Origin of the sequence: Kitasatospora sp. NBC_00240 (genome assembly GCF_026342405.1) — a bacterium.
Taxonomy (GTDB): Bacteria; Actinomycetota; Actinomycetes; order Streptomycetales; family Streptomycetaceae; genus Kitasatospora.
Map to the genome: position 1 here is coordinate 9054558 of NZ_JAPEMU010000001.1, position 18148 is coordinate 9072705.

The window sequence follows — 18148 nt, forward strand, 5'->3', positions numbered from 1 at the left end:
AAGGATCGACGATGACCGAGCGGGACACCGCCCTCCCGACCATCGACCCCGCTCTGCGCGAGCAACTGGTCGACGACATCTGCGCCCTGCTCCCGCAGGTGCTCAAGCGCGAGGTGACCGGGGCCACCGCCGCGACCACGCTGATGGAGGCCCTCGGCATGAGCTCGACCAGCGGCCTCGAACTCATCCTGGAGCTGGAGGAGCACCTGGACGTGGAGATCAGCGTCGAGGAGCTGGGCCGGCACGACTTCGCCACGGTCGGCTCCCTGGCCGACTACGTCGCCCAGAACCTGATCCCGGAGGCGTGACCGGTGCGCACCTTCGTACCGGCCGGTGCGGCGGACGCCACGAGCCCCCCGGACGGGACCACCGCCGACGGGCCGTCACCGCCCTGGGGGATCCGCCGCGCCGTCCGGCTGGCCTTCCCCGGCCCGGGGGCGCCGGCCGCCGACCCCGTCCACACCGCGCGCCTGCGGCGTTACCTGACCGATCTGCTGCACCCGTACGGACTGGAACTCGAAGCGGGCGCGCTGGACCCCGGCGCGAGTCCTGACGGCCGGTCCTACGGGGAGATGGCCGAGGCGCTGATCAGAGCCGTGGTGCCCGAGGGTGAGGCGGTCGACCTGCTGGTGCTCGCCCACTCCGTCCCCGACATCACCCCGGGCCGTGCCACGACCACCTATCTGAGCCACATCTGCCCCGGCACCCCGATGGCCCTCGCGGTCAGCGACCAGGGCGCCGCGAGCGCGTTCACCGCACTGCGGCTGGTCGACGCCTACGCGCGATCGGGCGGCCTGCGACGGGCGCTGCTGCTGGTCGTCGAGCAGGAGTCGCTGCCGTACGACCCCAAGGTCCCGGTCGTCGTCCCGGCCGGAAACCACGGGGTGGCCCTGCTGTTCGGCGAACCGCTGCCGGGGGAGCGGGTGGCCGCGGTCTCCCGGGTCGCCACGCACATCCTGGCCACGGACAGCCCCGCCGCCGCGCTGGCCGCCGAACTCGGCGGGCCCGGCGACGGCTCCGCGCAAGGGGCGGTGACCGCGATCCTCGGCGCCACGGCGGCGGCCGCCGCCGCCCACCGGTGGCCGGCGGGTCTGCGGTTCGCGGACGCCGGGCAGCCCGCCACCGGCGTGTGGTGGGAGCTGGCCGGCGAACTCGCCGAGCCGTCCACCGGGCCGCGCACGGTGGTGCTGGCCGACTACGACGCCGGACCGCACCACCTCTCCCTGGCGACGGTCGCGCTGGACGGCAACTGCTACGCCGACGGCGGGGTGACCGGGTGACCGCGCCCGTCGAAGCCCCCGGTCCGGCCACCGTCCCCTGGGACCCCCCACCGCCGGCCCCCTCCCCGGACCTCCCGCCCGTGCTCCGCATCGAGGACTACCGGCACCGGGCGCGGCGCCGACTCGACGCCCAGGTCTGGGACTTCGTCGAAGGCGGAGCCGGCGCCGAGCGCACCGTCCGGGCCAACCGGCGCGCCTTCGCCCGCGTGACGCTGCGGCCTCGGGTGCTGGTCGACGTCGCCGCCTGCGACACCGGGACGGACATCCTCGGTGCCCGGCTGGCCACCCCCGTGGGCGTCGCGCCCACCGCCTACCACCGGCTGCTGCACCCCGACGGCGAAGTCGCCACCGCCCACGGCGCAGGGGCGGCCGGCGCGCTCTACGTGGTCAGCGTCTTCGCCAGCCGCACGCTGGAGGAGATCGCCGCAGCGGCCGCCGGACCGCTGTGGCTCCAGCTCTACTGGCTGCGCCGCCGCGAGGTGCTGGCCGGCCTGGTGGAGCGGGCCGCCGCGGCCGGCTACCGCGCCCTCGTCCTCACGGTGGACGCGCCGCAGCTGGGACGGCGCCACCGGGATGCGCGCAACGGCTTCGCCGTCCCGTCCGGCATCTCCGCGGTCAACCTCGACCCGGCGCTGATGGCCTCCGCCCACCGCGCGGACGCCGGTCGCTCCGCGCTGGCGGTGCACACGGCGGAGGCCGTCGATCCGTCGGTGACCTGGGCCGACCTGGCGTGGCTGCGCGGGCGCAGCGAGCTGCCGCTGGTCCTGAAGGGCATTCTCACCGCCGAGGACGCCGTACTCGCGGTGCAGCACGGGGCCGACGCGATCGTGGTCTCCAACCACGGCGGCCGGCAGCTCGACGGCGCGGCGGCGAGCCTGGACGCCCTGGCGGAGGTGGTGGACGCGGTCGGGGCCGCCGGCCCGCCGGTGCTGTTCGACGGCGGCGTCCGCAGCGGCACCGACGCCTTCGCGGCGCTCGCGCTGGGGGCGCGGGCCGTCCTGCTCGGCCGCCCGGTCCTCTGGGGGCTGGCCGCGGACGGCGCCGCCGGGGTGGCCGGGGTGCTGGGCCTGGCCACCGAGGAACTCGCCCACACCATGGCACTCACCGGACGACCGGACCTGTCGGCCGTCGACCGGCCCGCGGTCGCCCGCACCACAGCCCCAGGCACGGCCCCGAGCACAGCACCGGGCACGGCCCCGAGCACAGCCCCAGGCACAGCCCCAGGCACAGCCCCGAGCACAGCCCCGGGCACAGGACGATGAGGGACGGTCGGACGATGGCGACAGTACTGGCACGCGAGGACCTGCACGCCTCGGTGTCCGATCCGGCGTCCGCGTCGATGAACTTCCTGAACGAGGTCTCGGCGCGGTTCCCCGACGCCGTCCCGCTGGCGGCGGGACGCCCCCACGAGGGCTTCCACAGCACCGACGACCTCGACCGCTACCTGCGCACCTACCTCGCCCACCTGGCGGATCTCGGCCTCGACGCGGACCAGCGGGAGCGCCAACTCCTCCAGTACGGCCGGACCAACGGTCACCTCGGCCCGCTGATCGCCCGGATGCTGCTCCTGGACGAGGGGATCGAGGTGCCCGCGCAGGCCGTGATGGTCACCACCGGCGCGCAGGAGGCCATGGTCGTCGCGCTGCGCGGGCTGTGCGCGGGGCCCGGCGACGTGGTGCTCGCCGTCGAACCCTGCTACGTCGGGTTCACCGGGGCGGCGAGGCTGCTCGGCATCGAGGTGATGCCGGTGCCCGAGACGGCGGACGGCCTCGACCCGGAGACCGTGCTCGCCGTCGCCCGCGCCGTCCGGGTCGGCGGCCGCCGTCCGCGCGCCCTCTACCTGGTGCCGAACTTCGCCAACCCGTCCGGGGTCTCGATGCCCGTGCCGGCCCGGCGGCGGCTGCTGGAGGTGGCGGCCGAGGCGGACCTGCTGCTCCTGGAGGACGACCCGTACGGGCTGTTCGGGCTCGACGACGAACCCCGGCCCAGCCTCAAGGCGCTGGACACCGAGCAGCGGGTCGTCCACCTCGGCTCCTTCGCCAAGTCCTTCTTCCCGGGCGCCAGGATCGGGTTCCTGGTCGCCGACCAGACGGTGACCGACGGCCAGGGCCGGCGCACGCTGCTCGCGGAGGAGCTGTCCACGGTGAAGAGCCTGCTCACGGTGAACACCTCGCCGGTCGCGCAGGCCCTGGTCGGCGGCTTCCTGGTCGAGTCCGGGTGCAGCATCAGGACGGCGGTCAAGGAGAAGACCGCGTTCTACCGCCGCAACCTGCGGACCTTGCTGGCGGCTCTGGAGCGCTCCTTCGCCGACGAGCCGAGGGTTCGCTGGAACGCGCCGGCCGGCGGCTTCTTCGCGGTGGTCGAGGTGCCGATGACCGCCGACGAGACCCTGCTGGAGATCTCCGGCCGGGACTACGGGGTGCTCTGGACCCCGATGAGCTTCTTCCACTCCGGTGACGGGGGCCGGCGCGCCCTCCGGCTGTCCTGCAGCGCCCTGGAACCCGAGCAGATCGAGGAGGGCGTGCGCCGGCTCGCCCGACTGGTCAGGGAGCGGGCGGACGCACCGGGCCCGCCGGGGCCGGGAAGGGCGCCGGCGACCGCCGCCCCCGCGGACACCCGGGTGCCCGGATGACCGGCGAACCGGACACGGTCCAGCTGTGGCTGGTGCCCGACCAGCAGCCCGGTCCGGCCCCCGCGGACCTGCTCGCCGTGCTCGACCCGGAGGAACGGGCACGCGCGGCGGCCTACCTGTCGGCCGACGCCCGCCGCCGGTTCGTCCTCGCGCACGGCGCGGTCCGCCACATCGTCGCCGGCCGGCTCGGGGTGGCGCCGCAGGAGATCCGCTGGCGCCGGGGCCCGCACGGCAAGCCGGAACTGGCCGGCCGGTACACCGGGGCCGAGGTCAACCTCTCCCATTCCGGCGCCATGGCCATGGTCGCGCTCTCGGCGTCACGGCGGGTCGGGGTGGACGTCCAACGGGTGCTGCCACGGCTGGACGCCACCGGGATGCCGGAGCGCTGGTTCCTGCCCGAGGAGGCATGTTTCGTGCGGGCCGCGGCGGACCCGGACAGCCGGGCCGAGCGCTTCGCCGGTCTGTGGGCCCGCAAGGAGGCCCTGGTGAAGGCGCACGGCGGCCGGCTGACCCAGGGGTTGCGGATCCCGTTGCTCGACAGCGGCACCGTGACCGGCGGGAACCCCGTCGACGCCTGGTCGCACGACTACCGCGTCGCCGACGTGCCCGCGCCCGAGGGTTACCGGGCGGCCGTCGCGCTCTCCGGTACCGAGGCCTTCCTGGTGAGCGTGGACCGGTGGACCTGGCCCGGGCGGACCTCCCCGGCACCCACCGGACCCCTCGCCCGTCGCCCGGCGGCCCCGCCACTGCCCTGCACCGCCCCGCCGCCTGTCCGACCGGCCGGCTGCTGACCGCTGTCCGCCCGGCCTGCCCGGCCCCCTGACGCCCCGTCGATCGGAGCACCGCCATGCCCCTGCACCCACAGCTCCAGACCCTGCGCGACCAGCGCGCCCGCAGCGGCGCGGCCCCCCTCTACAGCCTGTCGGTGGAGGAAGCCCGAGCCGCCGACCTGGCCTCGATCCGGGCCGCCGCCGGCAGCCCCCGCTCCCTGCACAAGGTGACGGACCTCCGCATCCCCGGGCCCGGGGGCGAGCTGGCGGTCCGGGTCTACCGGCCGAGCGCCGCCCGGCCGCTGCCCGCGCTGCTCTACTACTTCGGCGGCGGCTGGACCCTCGGCAGCATCGACACCGCCGACGGGCTCTGCCGCGACCTGGCCGCCGAGGCCGGCTGCCTCGTGGTCACCGTCGGCTACCGGCTCGCGCCCGAGCACCCGTTCCCGGCGGCGGTGCACGACTGCCACGCGGCCCTCCGCTGGGTCGCCGACCACGCCGAGGAACTGGGCGCCGACCCGGCCCGGCTCGCGGTCGGCGGCGACAGCGCCGGTGGCAACCTCGCGGCCGCGGTGACCCTGCTCGCCCGGGCCGACGGTGACCTCGCCCTGGCCGGGCAGGTGCTGGTCTACCCCAACACGGACCAGCTGGCCGACGACGCGTCGATGCGCGACAACGCCGACCCGTGGCAGTTCAACCACCACTCGGTGGACTGGTACCGACGTCAGTACCTGACCACCCCGGGGGACGCCGAGCATCCGCTGGCCTCACCCCTGCGGGCCGCCGACCTGGGCGGCCTGCCCCCGGCCCTGGTCGTCACCGCCGAGTACGATCCGCTGCGCGACCAGGGCGAGGCGTACGCGGCCCGGCTCGCCGCCGCCGGGGTGCCGGTGGAACTCACCCGCTACCCCGGCATGGCCCACGGCTTCTTCACCATGACCGGCACCGTCGGCGCCGCCGTCGCCGCCGGCCGCCAGGCGGCCCGCTTCCTGCGGGACCGCTTCGCGCCGTCCTGAGGCCCTCCTGAGGCTTCCTGTCCTGGCCCGGCCGTCCTGGCGCCGGCGTGCACGGTACGGCGGGCCCGCCCCTCAGCCCCGCAGGTGAGCCCGCCCGGGTACCCGCCAGAGCGGCGCCGCGTTCTGGGCCGGGTCGGCGCCGAGGCGGGCGCGCAGCAGGAGGTCCCCCGCCCGGTCGAGTGCCAGCCCCTCGACCAGGCGGCGCCGGGTGACCAGGGTGAGCCCCCGGCCGGCGAGTTCGGCCTGCCAGCGGGCGTGCCGGGCCACCACGTCGGCGGGGCCGGCCTCGGACGGAACGGGGAACTCGGCGTCGTCCGGTGCGGATTCGGCCGGTGCGGCGGCCCGCACCCGCTCCCGGGCGATCTCCGAGAAGCCGCAGACCTCGACGCTGGCCAGCTCGGCCTCGGCCAGGTTGCGGCAGTCGGTGAGCAGACGGGCCAGCGGACTGCGGGCGAGCGCCTGGGAGAGGGACAGCCGGTGCACGCCGGCGCTGCGCGCGTCCAGCCGCAGGGGCTCGGGGACGTCCCGGATGCCGCACAGGCCGCGCACGCCGCGGGCGGCGGCGGCCAGCATCGCGCTGGCCTCCGAGGGGTGCCAGTCGAAGACCGGTCGCACCGGGGCCACCGCGTCGGCGCCCAGGGTGAACGCCGCCGGCGGCAGGCGGGCGAACAGCTCGGCCTCGGGCACCTCGCGGTCCAGCCCGGGGCCCGCGACGTGGACGTCCGTGGGCAGGCCGGTGCGCGCGCAGGCGGCGAGCACCAGTGCGTCGCCCAACGGGCTGCGCAGGGTGGGCTCGTCACCGGCCGCGACGATGTCCCCGCCGACGTCGACCACCTCGATCCGGGCGGCCCCGCAGTACGCGGCGGCGGCCGTGAGGGTGCGGGCCAGGCCGACGGCGCCCTCGTACGGGTCGAGCAGGCCGAGCGGTGCGCCCAACTCACGGGCCAGCCGGGGCAGCGAGGAGCCGGCCGGGGCGACCGGGATGGTGCGGCCGGTGACCAGCTCCAACCCGGGCAGCGGGACGGCCAGCCCGGTGAAGTCGGAGCGCCCGCGCGGGCCGGGCAGCGGGTCGACGGTCAGCCGCTCCCAGGAGTAGGTCAGCACCAGGGCCGGCGCGGCGGGCCCGAACAGCGCGGTCCGCAGCATGGTGGCGGCGATGACGTCGCCCCCACCGCCGGCCGCAACAACAAGTCGCTTCATGAAGGCTACGGTTACCCGACTCCAGGGGAGATTTCCAGATGTGCGGGCATGGTTGACGAATAGTCACCTCCGGCGGCGTGTGAACGTCCCAATCGGCCGGCGGTGAATCGGGGGCCGCTCGGAGGTTCCGCCGATCCCTGGGGGAGGGTGCCAGGCCCTAGCGTCATGGCTTCGGCTTTACCGAAACTTGACTGCGATGAAAGGGAGTTGTGCCCCGATGAGCCCTTCGACACCGGTCCCCCTGACCTTGCTGCCCACCGGCCTGTCCGCCCCCGCCGACGCGTCGCCCGGCACGCCGTACAAGCAGTACGTGTACGCCTATCCGCATCAGAAGGCGTACCGCCGGCTGGAGTCCGGCCCGCGGCTCAGCGAATTGTGGGCGGGGGAGCGGCTGGACGCGCTCTCGCTCTACGTCCATGTGCCGTTCTGCGAGATGCGCTGCGGTTTCTGCAACCTCTTCACCCGGACCGGCGCCCCCGAGGAGATCACCACGGCGTTCCTCGGCGCCCTCGAACGGCAGGCCCGGGCGGGCCGCGAGGCACTGGAGGCGCAGGGCCGGGAGATCCGCTTCGCCCTGGCGGCGTTCGGCGGCGGCACCCCGACGTACCTGACCGCGGCCGAGCTTTCCCGGCTCTGCGACCTCTGCGAGGACGTGATGGGCGCCGACCTGCGGGCCGTCCCCTGGTCGGTGGAGACCTCGCCGGCCACCGCCACCGCCGACCGCCTGGCCGTGCTCGCCGAGCGCGGCGCGACCCGGCTCAGCATCGGCGTGCAGACCTTCCTGGAGGACGAGGCGAAGGCGGCCGTCCGCCCGCAGAAGCGCGCGGAGGTCGACGCGGCGCTGACCCTGCTCAAGGAGGCCGCCTTCCCGATCCTCAACATCGACCTGATCTACGGGATCCAGGGCCAGACCGAGCACAGCTTCCGGAAGTCCCTGGACGCCGCACTGAGTTGGGAGCCCGAGGAGATCTACCTCTACCCGCTGTACGTCCGCCCGCTCACCGGACTCGCCGACCGGCACCGGGAGAGCGCCGAGAGCTGGGACGCCCAGCGCCTGCGGCTCTACCGGTTCGGGCGGGACACCCTGCTGGCGGCCGGGTACGAACAGACCTCGATGCGGGTCTTCCGGCGGGTCGGCACGGCGGCCGTCGAAGCGGCGGACGCCAGCGGCATCAGCGAGTACAACCAGCAGGCCGGCATGGTCGGCCTCGGCGTGGGCGCCCGCTCCTTCACCACCGACCTGCACTACACCACGGACTACGCGGTCGCCGTGCCCGAGGTCCGCCGGATCATCGACGACTACATCGCCACCCCGGCCGAGGACTTCCGCCACGCCCGCTGGGCGTTCCGGATGGACGACGACGAGCGCCGGCGGATGTACCTGCTGCAGACCCTGCTGGAGAGCGGCGGGACGTCCGTCCGGCAGTACCGCGAGCGGTTCGGCGCCGCACCCGGGGAGCACTTCCCCGCCCAGTTCGCCGAGCTGTCCGCCCGTGGGTGGACGGTGCAGGACGGCACGGGGACGCTACGACTGACCCCGGAGGGGATGGCCTGGGCCGACGCGATCGGCCCGCTGTTCTTCTCGGCCCGGGTGAACGAGGCGATGGACGCCTACCAGGACCGCTGACCCGGCCCGGGGCCGTCCGGCGGCGGGCTCAGGCCTCCGCCGGCCGGCCGCCGCGCCGGCGGGGCGGGAGGGCGACCAGCAGCAGGCCGCCCAGCAGCAGTACCAGTCCTGCCCCGGACCAGCCGGTCAGCCGTTCGTCCAGCAGGAGCACCCCCAGCAGGGCGGCCACCAGGGGCTCGGCAAGGCTGAGCGTGCCGGTGGTGGCCGCACTGATCCGGGTCATGCCGCGGGTGAACAGCAGGTAGCCCAGCGCCGTGGTGCCGAGCGCCAGCCAGCCGACCAGGACCAGGCCGCGCGGCGAGCCCAGCCCGGACGGCGCGGCCGCAAGCCAGGGCGAGACCAGCAGTCCCGCGCCCAGGACGCTCACCGGGGCGGCCGCCACCGGGTCCGCGCCGGCCGCCGCCAGCCGCTTCGCCGCCACGATGTAGACCCCGAAGCTCGCTCCGGCCGTCGCCGCCAGCAGGACGCCCACCGGATCCGCCGGCCCGTCGCCGCCGGGCAGCAGCAGGAGGGCGATCCCGCCGACGGCGAAGGCCGTGCCCGCCGTCCAGCCGGCCGGCGGGCGCTCCCGCTGCAGGACGCGGGCGCAGAGGCCGGAGACGGCGGGCACGGTGCCGAAGGCCACCGCGGTGGCCAGCGCGGCGCCCGTCCGGTCGACGGCCTGCAGGAAAGCACCCTGGAAGATCGCGGTCACCGCGACGCTCACCGGCATCCACAGTCGGACACCGGGCCCCCACAGGGTGCGCAGGCCCCGGGGGCGGACGGTCAGCGCGCACAGCACCAGGCCGCCGACCAGCATCCGGCAGGCACCGAGCGCCACCGGGTCCACTTCGGCCCCGGCCAGCAGCTGGGCGGGCCCGACCGTCCCCCACAGCACCGCCGCGGCCAGGACCGGCACCACTCCCGCGCGTACCGCGACTCCACCCGTCACTGCGTGCTCCCCGCTTCGGGCGGCCGAGCCGCCGGATGCGAGGAATGCTAGATCCGGCCCGCCGGTGGGCCCATTGGGGAATTCCCTCCAGTACGGGCCGTCAGGCACCACCCGGTCCGGACCTTTGTACGGGAGACGCCGAACGGGCACCCGTCCGTTTCACGCCGCCGGACCGCACCCCGGTTGCGGGCCGGATTGCGCCCCGATTCGTGTACCGGGTTCGCGGGCCGGTTTCGCGGGCGCCCCGGGACGGCCCTTTTCCCGGTCCGGCGGCCGATGCTCGACCCTCCTGGCGCGAGCACCGCCGGGGCGCGGGAGAATGGGTCCCATGACCGATGACCACGCCGCAGCCGACGCACCAGCCGACGCACCCAGGAGCGCCACCGAGCGCAGGCAGCAGTTGCTGGAGACAATCCGCCGGGACGGCGGCGCCTTCGACTGGCGCCGCGCCCGGGAGACCTACCGGGTGTACCCCGACCCTCGCCTGGTCCGCCGGGACTTGGAGCAACTGCGCAAGGCCGGGTTGCTGATGCGCCTGGACACGGGTGAGTACCAGGCCGGTTAGGCCCCGCAAGGGCCGGACGGGTACCGCGTCACCGCGCGGGCCCGGCCGGCCGGAAGTCCGCCGACCGGCGGTGCACCGAGAGACGTAGGAGTGAGGCCGCCGCCGCGCTCGCCCTTGGGGGCGGTCGCGGCGGCGGTCTTGTACGCGGCGTCCGTCAGGGGAGCTTGTTCGGGTGCCCGGCCGGCGGCTCGCACGTGCGGGCGGGCGGGCGGAGGCGGTGCCGCCCGGGCGTGACCGGTCGTCAGGTACGGCACCGGCGGTCCCACGGTGATCACGGCCGACCGAGCCTCCCAGGGCGAGGCGACCCGCGGCGGAGCCGCCCGGGGGCGATCACGAAGGCGGTCGATCGCGCGCCCGCCGCCCGTCCGCGACCGGGCGCCGTGCTCAGGGGCGGAGGCGGACGGGCAGGCTCCGCAGGCCGCGCAGCATGGTGCTGGTCCGCCGTCCGAGATCCGCGGGGTCGGCGTCGAGGGTGAGCCGGGGGAAGCGCGCGAGCAGGGTGCGCAGGGCGACGGCGGCCTCGACCCGGGCCAGCGGGGCGCCCACGCAGTGGTGGATGCCGTGGCCGAAGCCGAGGTGGCCTCGGGGTTCGCGGCGGATGTCGAAGCGGTCCGGGTCGGCGAAGTGCCGCGGGTCGCGGGCGGCGGCGGAGAGCGAGACCAGGATGCTGTCGCCGGCCGGGATGACGGTACCGCCGATCTCCAGGCGCTCGGCGGCGTAGCGGAAGGCGGTCGCGCCGACCGGTCCGTCGTACCGCAGGGTCTCCTCGATCGCGCCGCCGAGCAGGTCCGGATCGGCCCGCAGGGCGGCGAGCTGGTCGGGGTGGGTGAGCAGGGAGAGGACGCTGCCGGAGATCAGGTTGACGGTCGTCTCGTGACCCGCGACGAGCAACAGGAAGGCCATGCCGAGGAGTTCCTCGGTCGACAGGGCGGGTTCGGCGGCCTGCGGGGAGCCGTCGGCGGGCGACGGGGCGGCAGCCAGGGCGCTCAGCAGGTCGGCCCCGGGGGCGCGGCGGCGTTCCTCGACGAGGGCGCCGAGGTAGCCGGTCATGCCGGTGACGGCGGCGCCGGCGGCCTCGACGGAGGAGGGTGCGACGATCTCGGTCGACCAGGTGTGGAAGTCGCCCTGGTCGGCGGCCGGTATGCCGAGGAGTTCGCAGATCACGGTCATCGGCAGCGGCAGGGCGAAGCCGCCGACCAGGTCGGTGCGGCCGTCCTCGGGGACGGCGTCGAGCAGCTGGTCCGCGATCTGCTGGATCCGGGGCCTCAGCGCCTCGATCCGGCCCGCGGTGAACTCACGTGCCACCAGCGAGCGCAGCCGGGTGTGCTGGGGAGCGTCGGTCTGCAGCATGTTGCGGCCGATGGCGTGTCCGCCGTCGTCGCTCCAGGTGGCCGAGTGGCGGATGTCGTTGCGCAGCCGGGGGTCGGTGAGCGCGGTCCGGGCCTCGTCGCGGGCGACCACCAGCCACACCTCGCCGGCTTCCGGCACCCGGATGCGGTGGACCGGCCCCTTGTCCCGCAGCGCGGCGTAGACGAGGTAGGGGTCGACGGCCAGGTCGAGCCCGGCGGGGGCGAGGTCCTGAAGTGTCGGAGCGGTCACGGTGGTTCCCTCCCGGAGCCAGCTGGGGGCGCTTAGCGGGGAGTACTCCCCGTTTCCCGCCTGACCGTACCAGGAAAGCGGGGAGTGTTCCCCATTTTGTCCCGGACCCGCCTCGGTGGCAGATCGCAGCAGGTCATGACCTCGGGCTCGGCAGGCTCGGCGGCAGTGCTGCCCGGGGTGGGGAGGCGCGGGGTGCAGGGTGCGGCGATGCGGGGGAGTGGCGGCCCGAACGCCCAGGCCGCCGCCTGCATTCAGGCGCCGTCGACCGCCTCGGCCAGCAACTCGGCGGCCCGAGCCAGCCGGTGGGCGGGCAGCACGCCGAACCCCAGAGCCAGCGCGGGCGGGCCGGGCCGCAGGCGCATCGGGGCGACCGGCTCCACCCGGACCTCGGACCTCGCGGCCGCCGCCACGACCGCCTCCTCCCGGGTGCCCGGCGGCAGTTCGAGGTAGAGGTGCAGGCCGGCCGCCACTCCGTGGACGTCGGCGGCGGGCAGGCCGGCCCGCAGGCCGTCGAGCAGGGCGTCCCGGCGTCGGCGGTACCCGGCCCGGACGGCGCGCAGGTGCCGGTGGTAGCCGCCGCCGGACAGCAGCTCCGCGAAGGTGAGCTGCTCGATCACGCCGATGCCGAGATCGGCGTAGCGCTTGGCCTGCCGGAAGTCCGCGGCCAGGGCCTGGGGGAGCAGCGCCCAGCCGAACCGCAGACCGGGCGCGAGCGACTTGCTCAGCGAGCCGAGGTGCACCACCACGTCCGGGGCCAGGCCCTGCAGGCAGCCCACCGGTTCGCGGTCGTAGCGGAACTCGGCGTCGTAGTCGTCCTCCACCACCAGAGCGCCGACATCCCGTGCCCAGCCGATGAGTTCGGCCCGGCGGCCGGGCGCCAGCACCACGCCGGTGGGGTACTGGTGGGCCGGGGTCACCAGGACGACGGTGGCCTCGGTGGCGGCCAGGGCGGCGACGTCGAGGCCGTCCCGGTCGACGGGGACGCCGACGGGCTCGACGCCGTGCGCCCGGAGCAGCGCGAGGGTGCCCGGCGAGCACGGGTCCTCGACGGCGAACCGGTGGTGCCCGTGCCGGGCCAGTACCCCGATCAGCAGGGACAGCCCCTGCGCGACGCCGCCGACCACCGTCACGTCGCCCGGCCCGACGGCCGCCGCCCGCGCCCGGGCCAGGTGGCCCGCCAACTCGGAGCGCAGACGGGGCAGTCCGGCCGGGTCGCCGTAGCCGAACTGCTGGTGCTCGGCGGTGGTCAGCGCCCGGCGGGTGGCGGCCAACCAGGCCGTCCGGGGGAACGCCGCGAGGTCGGGCGTGCCCGGCCTGAGGTCGTAGGCCGGCGCCGGGTCGGGCACGGCCGGCGGCGCCGGCGGGGCGGCGCGGGCGATCCCCGGCGCGACCCGGGTGCCCGAGCCGGACACGGCCAGCAGGTAGCCCTCGGAGACCAGTTGGGCGTAGGCCTCGACCACCACCCCACGGGAGAGGCCGAGTTGGGCGGCCAGCGCCCGGGTGGCCGGCAGTCTCGCCCCGGCGGTCAGCCGGCCGGTGCGGACGGCCTCGCGCAGCGCCCTGGTCAGCTGGCCGGTCAGGTCGCCCAGCGCGTGGTCGACCTCGATGAGCAGCTCCGACAAGTGGTCCTCCGAACGGCAGACGAAGTGGACCTGGCTGGTGGACCACACCTGCTTCTAGCGTGCCAGACATGCCACTCTCGTACACCGGCGCCGGAGCACTGCGCGCCGCCACCGCCATGACCGTGCTGGGCTGCTCCACCGGTGCCACCGCCGGACTCACCGGCTACCCGCTGCACGGCGGGCAGGCCCTGCGCTACCTGCTGGCCGCCGCCGTGCTGCTGCCGCTGGCCCGGCGGGGCGGTCCGCTGCGGCCCGCCCTGACCGGCGCCGAACTCGCCCGGCTGGCGCTGCTCGCCGCCACCGGCCTGTTCGCCTTCAACGTGCTGATGGTCCAGGCCCTGCGGCACAGCGACCCGGCCGCCGTCGGCAGCGTGATCGGCTGCACGCCGCTGCTGCTCGCCGTCCTCGGCCCTCTGCTGGCCCGGCGCCGGCCACAGGCCCGGCTGCTGGCGGCGGCCGGCGTGGTGGTGGCCGGGGCCGCCGTCACCCAGGGGGCCGGGCCGGGCGACCTGCCGGGGTTCCTGTCCGCGCTGGGCACGCTGGCCTGCGAGGCCGCCTTCTCCCTGCTGGCCGTCGGCCTGCTGCCACGGCTGGGCCCGGTCCGGGTCTCCGCGTACACCACGGTGCTCGCGGTGCCGATGTTCGGGCTCACCGGCCTGGTGCTGGACGGCGGCCGGATGTTCCGGCTGCCCACCCCCGGTGAGGGCGCCGCCCTGCTGTACCTGTCGCTGGTGCTGACCGTGCTGGCCTTCCTGCTCTGGTACGGGGCCCTCGGCCGGCTCGGGCCGGAGCGGGCCGGCCTGTTCGCCGGGCTCGTCCCGGTGACCGCGGCCCTCTCCGGAGCGGCCCTGGGCACGGGGGGCCTGCACCCGGGCGAACTGCTCGGCAGCGGACTGGTCGGCCTGGGTGTCTGCGCCGGCCTCGCCGTCCGGCGGGTCCCCGAGGAGACCGGGCGGCCGACGCCGGTTCCGGCCGGGCGCTGAAGCCGCGCGGGAGCGCTCGGGCCGTGCCCGCCGGTGGCAGCTGCGGACGGAGCGGCGCCCCGAAACCCGGGTGACAGGCCGTCGGGGCGGGGTGAGGATGTGCCGATGCACGCCGAGTCGGGCGCGGTCGCGCCACGCCGCCAAGGCGCCCAAGCCGAGGTCCGAGCCGAGGTCCGAGCCGAGGTCCGAGCCGAGGCGATGGCCGAGGTCGAAGCGCTGGCGCAGCTGCACCACGGCGGGGACGCCCTGGCACTCGCCCGGCGCGCCGTGACCCCCTCGGTGCTGTGCGCCTTGGCGGACTCCCCCTACCCGTTCGTCTGGCAGGCGGTCGCCGACAACCCGGCGACCCCCGCCGACGCGCTGGCGGCGCTGGCGGGCCGGCGGGACAGTGTCTGGAACGACAACCGCCTGCTGTTCCTGCTCGCCCGGCATCCGGGCACGGTCGGGCCCGTCCTGGAGCGGCTGGTCGAGGCGGTCGCCGATCTGTTGGCCGCCGGGCACCGCCCGTACGCCGCCGTGCTCGCCCTGGCCGCCCGCCCCGATGCGGACCTCGTCCGCGTCACCGCCCTCGGGTCCCTTCCGGGGGCGTCGGCCAGGCTCCGTTCCGGCCTGGCCGGCGCACTTGCCGGCCGTGGCCGGGTGGCCGCCGGTGCGGCAGCCGGGGCCCGGTGGCCGCGACGGCGTCAGTGTCCGAGCAGTCCGGCGAGGTCGGTGCCCAGGTTGGCGACCTTGGTGAGATCGCCGACGTCGGTGACGGCGAGGACGGGGATGCTGTAGGTGTGCTCCTGCTTGGAGGGGGCCACGGACTCCGCCGGGACGGCGGTCGCGGCGCTGCCACCGGTAGTTGCGGCGGTGAGGAGGACGACGCCGACGAGGGTGCTGCGGACGGCGTTGCGCATGGGGGCCTCCGGGGGTAGGGGTCTGCCGACCTGCTCAACTGGCGGTGTTCCGGGAGGTCACGGGCGGTCGGCCGAAGCCGCCCGGACGGCGGTGCCCCGCGTCCGCCCGAGCGGGACGGGGGCCTGAGCCCGCCCGTCCCGCCTGCCGCGACGACGGCCCGCCGCAGCGACGCGGCGGGCCGTCCGCCCCCGAGGGCGTTCCGGGCTGCTCGCTCAGCCGAGCGGCAGCTCCAGGCGGGCTTCGCCGCCGCTCGGCGAGGAGATGGTGCTGGTGCTGCCGTCCGTACCGGTGAACCCGTACAGCTGGTCACGGCTGTTCACGACCAGCGCGAGGCGGTGGCCGGTCGGCAGGTCGTAGGCGGCGGGCTGCAGCTGCCAGTCGAGGGCGTGGTCCGTACCCTTCGTCAGGCCGGACGCGGTGAACGGCTCGTGCGTGATGATCCGCGCGGTGCCGTCGGGGGCGACGTCGAACAGGTAGGCCACCAGGGTGGCCGCGTCGGCGGTGCTGCGAAGGGCCAACCGCACCGCCGCGGTGCCGCGGATGCGCCGGGCCACACCGTCCTGGCCGTTCAGCGGCTCCGTGGACCAGACCAGCAGCTGCGGCCGCTCGAACTTGGCCAGGCTGTAGCCCTTGGGGTTGCCGAACCACTCCTTCTGCCCGGTCTTCATGATCTCGTCCATGGCGGTGGCGGCGGTCAGGGCGCCGGCGGTGAAGTCCCGCGTCCAGCCGGATGCCGGCTTCTCGGTCAGGGCGCCGTCCCCGGTGCCGCCGGTGCCGGTGAGGTACCAGGCCTCGCTGTCGGTGGTGACATCGCCCCACGACGGGCTCGGTTCGCGTCGGGCCGGGACGGTGATCCGGTTGCTGCCGCCGAGGACCGGGGCGGTCTGATAGGTGAACATGACCTGGTTGTTCACCTCCGCCCAGCTCGGAACCTCGTTGGCGACGCCGAGCAGGTGGTGGTCCAGCCAGGCGTACGCCTCCTGCATCGGCTCCCGCAGCCCGGGGAACGGCACACCGCTCACCAGCCCGGCCAGGCCGGCGCCTTCGGGCGCGCCGTGGTCACCGATCCACATGTTCAGCCGCTTCGGCACCTGGAGCCGGGAGAACGTCTCGACCATCGAGCGGGCCGGGAACAGGCTCTCGTGCCAGGTGTTCGAGATGAAGGTGGGGGTGCCGTGGCCGTTGGTGAGGTCCACATACGTCTCCGGGGAGCGCTCGGTACCCCAGATCACCACCTCGTCGGGGTCCGCACCGTCCAGGAAGCCCCGGAAGAGCTGATAGGTCGCCGGGTCGAACTTGTCCTCCGGCTCGCCGCCGGTGAAGTTCATCAGCAGCTCGGCCGCATTGAGATGCCGGGTGCCGTTGTCGTACAGGCTGGTCGCCAGGTTCCCCCAGGTGCTCAGCGCGACCACGGCATCGACACGGTTCGCCTCGTCGTGCGCGGCCACCAGCTGGCTGATCCCGGAGCCGTACGACTCGCCGAGGAAGCCGACCCCGCTCGGGGCGAACTGATCCAGCGCGTAGTCGATCACCTTCGACCCGTCGGCCCAGTCCTTCGGCCCGGCGACATCGACGAAGCCCTCGGACGTGGACAGCCAGCCGGGGATGCCGAGGCCCCGGGGGGTGTAGGCCAGCACGTGGTATCCGCGCAGCGCCAGCGAGATGTAGGAGTACATGAACGGCAGCCAGCCGTACGGGTTCCAGCCCGCCGGCAGGATCACGACCGGGTGCGGCTCCCCGTCGTTCAGCCGGATCGAGAAGGCCGACAGGCTGACGTCACCCGACTGGATCCGGGGAAGGCCGACGCTGGCCCGCCGCCGGACATCGCCCACTTCCCCCGCCAGCTCGTCCGGGAGATCACCGACCGCCTCGCCCTGCAGCGCCGCGAGCAGGGCCCGGGCAACGGCGAGGACCGCCGGGCTGGGGCTGAGGCCCGCACCGTCCCAGATGCCGTTGGTCGCGATGTCGGCGAGCGTCGCGTCGTTGATCGACGGGACGGGCTCCCCACCAGACGTAGTCATACGAACCACCCTTTTGATGAAGGACTTCGGCGCACCTTGAGGGCGCCGTCCCGCGCATCATGATCTGAGCGGGCGGACCTGAACCTGAAAGCGCGTCGGTTATCACCGGATCGAGTGAACAGGCGCCACGATTGCCTTCTTCCCGTCCCGTTCCAGGCGGGGGAGCCCCCGGTCGCCGCAGTGTTCGTGCAGGTGGCCGGGGTGGAGGGCAGGGCGCGCGCAAGTTCAGGACTGAACTTCGGCGCAATACCCACCTGGCGGGCCGTCGGATGGGCATGATGGCGCCGGAGCCGCGCACCGACCGGCGCGCGATCCTGGGGAGGAAACGATGACAGGGGTGGACGTCGTCCTGGCCGCGCTGGCGGCGGGCGTCACCGGGGGAATCACCGAGGCGGCGAGCGGGGCCGTCCGGGACGCCTACAACACGTTGCGGGACGCGGTCGGGCGGCGGCTGGCCGTCCGGGGCGAGCAGTCGGTCCGGCTGCTGGAGTCCTACCAGGCCGAACCCGGCGTCTGGCGGGTCGCGCTCGCCGGCGAGCTGAACGCCGCCGGGGCCGAGCACGACCGGGAGCTGCTCGCGGCCGCCCGGGCGCTGCTGGACGCGCAGTCGGCGCCCACGCCCGAGTACCACGTGGACGCCAGCCATGCGCGGGGCGTCCAGACCGGTGACCACAACACCCAGCACAACACCTTCAACTGACGGTGAACGCGGGGAAGGGCGGGTCCGCGCCGAACCTCGCGCGGTCCGTCCGCCCCGGCCACCGGCTGCTGGACCTCGCCCCGTACGACCTTCGGTGCGGGCCGGAGCGACCCTCGACCGGCTCGACCACCTGGTCCGGGTGCCCCGGCGATGGTCGCCACGGGATGCCGGGTGGCCCGCGGGGGTGGTGCGCGGTGGTGGTGCGCCGCCGAGGGGTTGCAGCCCCGGTTGTCCGCGCGATTCGGCCGGCATGTGAGCCGGCCGTCTATCGTAGCGAGCGTTGACGGTCCGAACTGCAAGAG

At 75.3% G+C, this 18148-nt stretch carries 17 protein-coding genes; 11 read left to right on the plus strand and 6 right to left on the minus strand.

Annotation, left to right across the window (positions count from 1 at the left end; all coding sequences use genetic code 11):
- Nucleotides 1-11: 11 nt before the first annotated feature.
- The 6 genes from OG689_RS38395 to OG689_RS38420 are packed head-to-tail and all read left to right on the plus strand — an operon-like array spanning nt 12 to nt 5698.
- Complete coding sequence (locus OG689_RS38395; protein WP_266326244.1) at nt 12-308, plus strand: phosphopantetheine-binding protein; 297 nt, start codon at nt 12-14, stop codon at nt 306-308.
- 3 nt (nt 309-311) lie between these two features.
- Nucleotides 312-1280: a hypothetical protein gene (locus OG689_RS38400; protein WP_266326246.1), complete on the plus strand. Its 969-nt coding sequence runs from the start codon at nt 312-314 to the stop codon at nt 1278-1280.
- Nucleotides 1277-2542, plus strand: a complete 1266-nt coding sequence (locus OG689_RS38405) for an alpha-hydroxy acid oxidase (RefSeq protein WP_266326248.1) — start codon at nt 1277-1279, stop codon at nt 2540-2542. The genes OG689_RS38400 and OG689_RS38405 overlap by 4 nt, the downstream gene beginning before the upstream one ends.
- 14 nt (nt 2543-2556) lie before the next feature.
- Entirely contained in the window at nt 2557-3912 is a 1356-nt protein-coding gene (locus tag OG689_RS38410) for a PLP-dependent aminotransferase family protein (protein WP_266326250.1), read from the plus strand.
- Entirely contained in the window at nt 3909-4703 is a 795-nt protein-coding gene (locus tag OG689_RS38415; protein ID WP_266326252.1) for a 4'-phosphopantetheinyl transferase superfamily protein, read from the plus strand. Before OG689_RS38410 ends, OG689_RS38415 begins: the two co-directional genes overlap by 4 nt.
- A gap of 56 nt (nt 4704-4759) precedes the next feature.
- Complete coding sequence (locus OG689_RS38420) at nt 4760-5698, plus strand: alpha/beta hydrolase (protein WP_266326254.1); 939 nt, start codon at nt 4760-4762, stop codon at nt 5696-5698.
- A gap of 72 nt (nt 5699-5770) precedes the next feature.
- Here the strand turns inward: OG689_RS38420 and OG689_RS38425 are convergent, their stop codons facing one another.
- On the minus strand, nt 5771-6898 hold the full coding sequence (locus OG689_RS38425; RefSeq protein ID WP_266326256.1) for a DUF1152 domain-containing protein: 1128 nt from the start codon (nt 6896-6898) through the stop codon (nt 5771-5773).
- A 217-nt stretch (nt 6899-7115) separates the two neighbouring features.
- Here OG689_RS38425 and OG689_RS38430 point away from each other — a divergent pair, with 217 nt between their 5' ends.
- Nucleotides 7116-8525, plus strand: a complete 1410-nt coding sequence (locus OG689_RS38430; protein WP_266326258.1) for an STM4012 family radical SAM protein — start codon at nt 7116-7118, stop codon at nt 8523-8525.
- 28 nt (nt 8526-8553) lie between these two features.
- On the opposite strand, the gene OG689_RS38435 is transcribed toward OG689_RS38430, so the two are convergent.
- Nucleotides 8554-9456 (minus strand): EamA family transporter, encoded by a 903-nt coding sequence (locus tag OG689_RS38435; RefSeq protein ID WP_266326260.1) that lies wholly within the window; start codon nt 9454-9456, stop codon nt 8554-8556.
- A 328-nt stretch (nt 9457-9784) separates the two neighbouring features.
- On the opposite strand from OG689_RS38435, the gene OG689_RS38440 reads away from it, so the two are divergent.
- Nucleotides 9785-10021, plus strand: coding sequence for a hypothetical protein (locus tag OG689_RS38440; protein WP_266326262.1), 237 nt, complete (start codon nt 9785-9787; stop codon nt 10019-10021).
- Between the two features lie 384 nt (nt 10022-10405).
- Here OG689_RS38440 and OG689_RS38445 read toward each other — a convergent pair whose 3' ends face one another.
- Nucleotides 10406-11620, minus strand: a complete 1215-nt coding sequence (locus OG689_RS38445; RefSeq protein WP_266326264.1) for a cytochrome P450 — start codon at nt 11618-11620, stop codon at nt 10406-10408.
- Nucleotides 11621-11871: 251 nt separating this feature from the next.
- Nucleotides 11872-13290, minus strand: coding sequence for a PLP-dependent aminotransferase family protein (locus OG689_RS38450; RefSeq protein WP_266326266.1), 1419 nt, complete (start codon nt 13288-13290; stop codon nt 11872-11874).
- A gap of 20 nt (nt 13291-13310) precedes the next feature.
- On the opposite strand from OG689_RS38450, the gene OG689_RS38455 reads away from it, so the two are divergent.
- Nucleotides 13311-14225, plus strand: coding sequence for a DMT family transporter (locus OG689_RS38455; protein WP_266326268.1), 915 nt, complete (start codon nt 13311-13313; stop codon nt 14223-14225).
- Nucleotides 14226-14330: 105 nt separating this feature from the next.
- Nucleotides 14331-15002 (plus strand): hypothetical protein, encoded by a 672-nt coding sequence (locus tag OG689_RS38460; protein ID WP_266326269.1) that lies wholly within the window; start codon nt 14331-14333, stop codon nt 15000-15002.
- Here the strand turns inward: OG689_RS38460 and OG689_RS38465 are convergent.
- A complete protein-coding gene (locus tag OG689_RS38465) occupies nt 14909-15124 on the minus strand; it encodes a hypothetical protein (protein ID WP_266326271.1) in 216 nt (71 codons plus the stop codon). The genes OG689_RS38460 and OG689_RS38465 overlap by 94 nt on opposite strands.
- Before the next feature lie 213 nt (nt 15125-15337).
- Entirely contained in the window at nt 15338-17146 is a 1809-nt protein-coding gene (locus OG689_RS38470; protein WP_266326273.1) for a CocE/NonD family hydrolase C-terminal non-catalytic domain-containing protein, read from the minus strand.
- Nucleotides 17147-17474: 328 nt separating this feature from the next.
- Here OG689_RS38470 and OG689_RS38475 point away from each other — a divergent pair, with 328 nt between their 5' ends.
- Nucleotides 17475-17846, plus strand: coding sequence for a hypothetical protein (locus OG689_RS38475; RefSeq protein ID WP_266326275.1), 372 nt, complete (start codon nt 17475-17477; stop codon nt 17844-17846).
- Nucleotides 17847-18148 lie beyond the last annotated feature (302 nt).

Coding starts and splice junctions, on each gene's coding strand:
- OG689_RS38395 (WP_266326244.1), top strand. CDS start 12: ATGACCGAGCGGGACACCGCCCTCCCGACCATCGACCCCGCTCTGCGC.
- OG689_RS38465 (WP_266326271.1), bottom strand. CDS start 15,124: ATGCGCAACGCCGTCCGCAGCACCCTCGTCGGCGTCGTCCTCCTCACC.
- OG689_RS38475 (WP_266326275.1), top strand. CDS start 17,475: ATGACAGGGGTGGACGTCGTCCTGGCCGCGCTGGCGGCGGGCGTCACC.
- OG689_RS38440 (WP_266326262.1), top strand. CDS start 9,785: ATGACCGATGACCACGCCGCAGCCGACGCACCAGCCGACGCACCCAGG.
- OG689_RS38430 (WP_266326258.1), top strand. CDS start 7,116: ATGAGCCCTTCGACACCGGTCCCCCTGACCTTGCTGCCCACCGGCCTG.
- OG689_RS38410 (WP_266326250.1), top strand. CDS start 2,557: ATGGCGACAGTACTGGCACGCGAGGACCTGCACGCCTCGGTGTCCGAT.
- OG689_RS38415 (WP_266326252.1), top strand. CDS start 3,909: ATGACCGGCGAACCGGACACGGTCCAGCTGTGGCTGGTGCCCGACCAG.
- OG689_RS38460 (WP_266326269.1), top strand. CDS start 14,331: ATGCACGCCGAGTCGGGCGCGGTCGCGCCACGCCGCCAAGGCGCCCAA.
- OG689_RS38455 (WP_266326268.1), top strand. CDS start 13,311: ATGCCACTCTCGTACACCGGCGCCGGAGCACTGCGCGCCGCCACCGCC.
- OG689_RS38470 (WP_266326273.1), bottom strand. CDS start 17,146: ATGACTACGTCTGGTGGGGAGCCCGTCCCGTCGATCAACGACGCGACG.
- OG689_RS38425 (WP_266326256.1), bottom strand. CDS start 6,898: ATGAAGCGACTTGTTGTTGCGGCCGGCGGTGGGGGCGACGTCATCGCC.
- OG689_RS38420 (WP_266326254.1), top strand. CDS start 4,760: ATGCCCCTGCACCCACAGCTCCAGACCCTGCGCGACCAGCGCGCCCGC.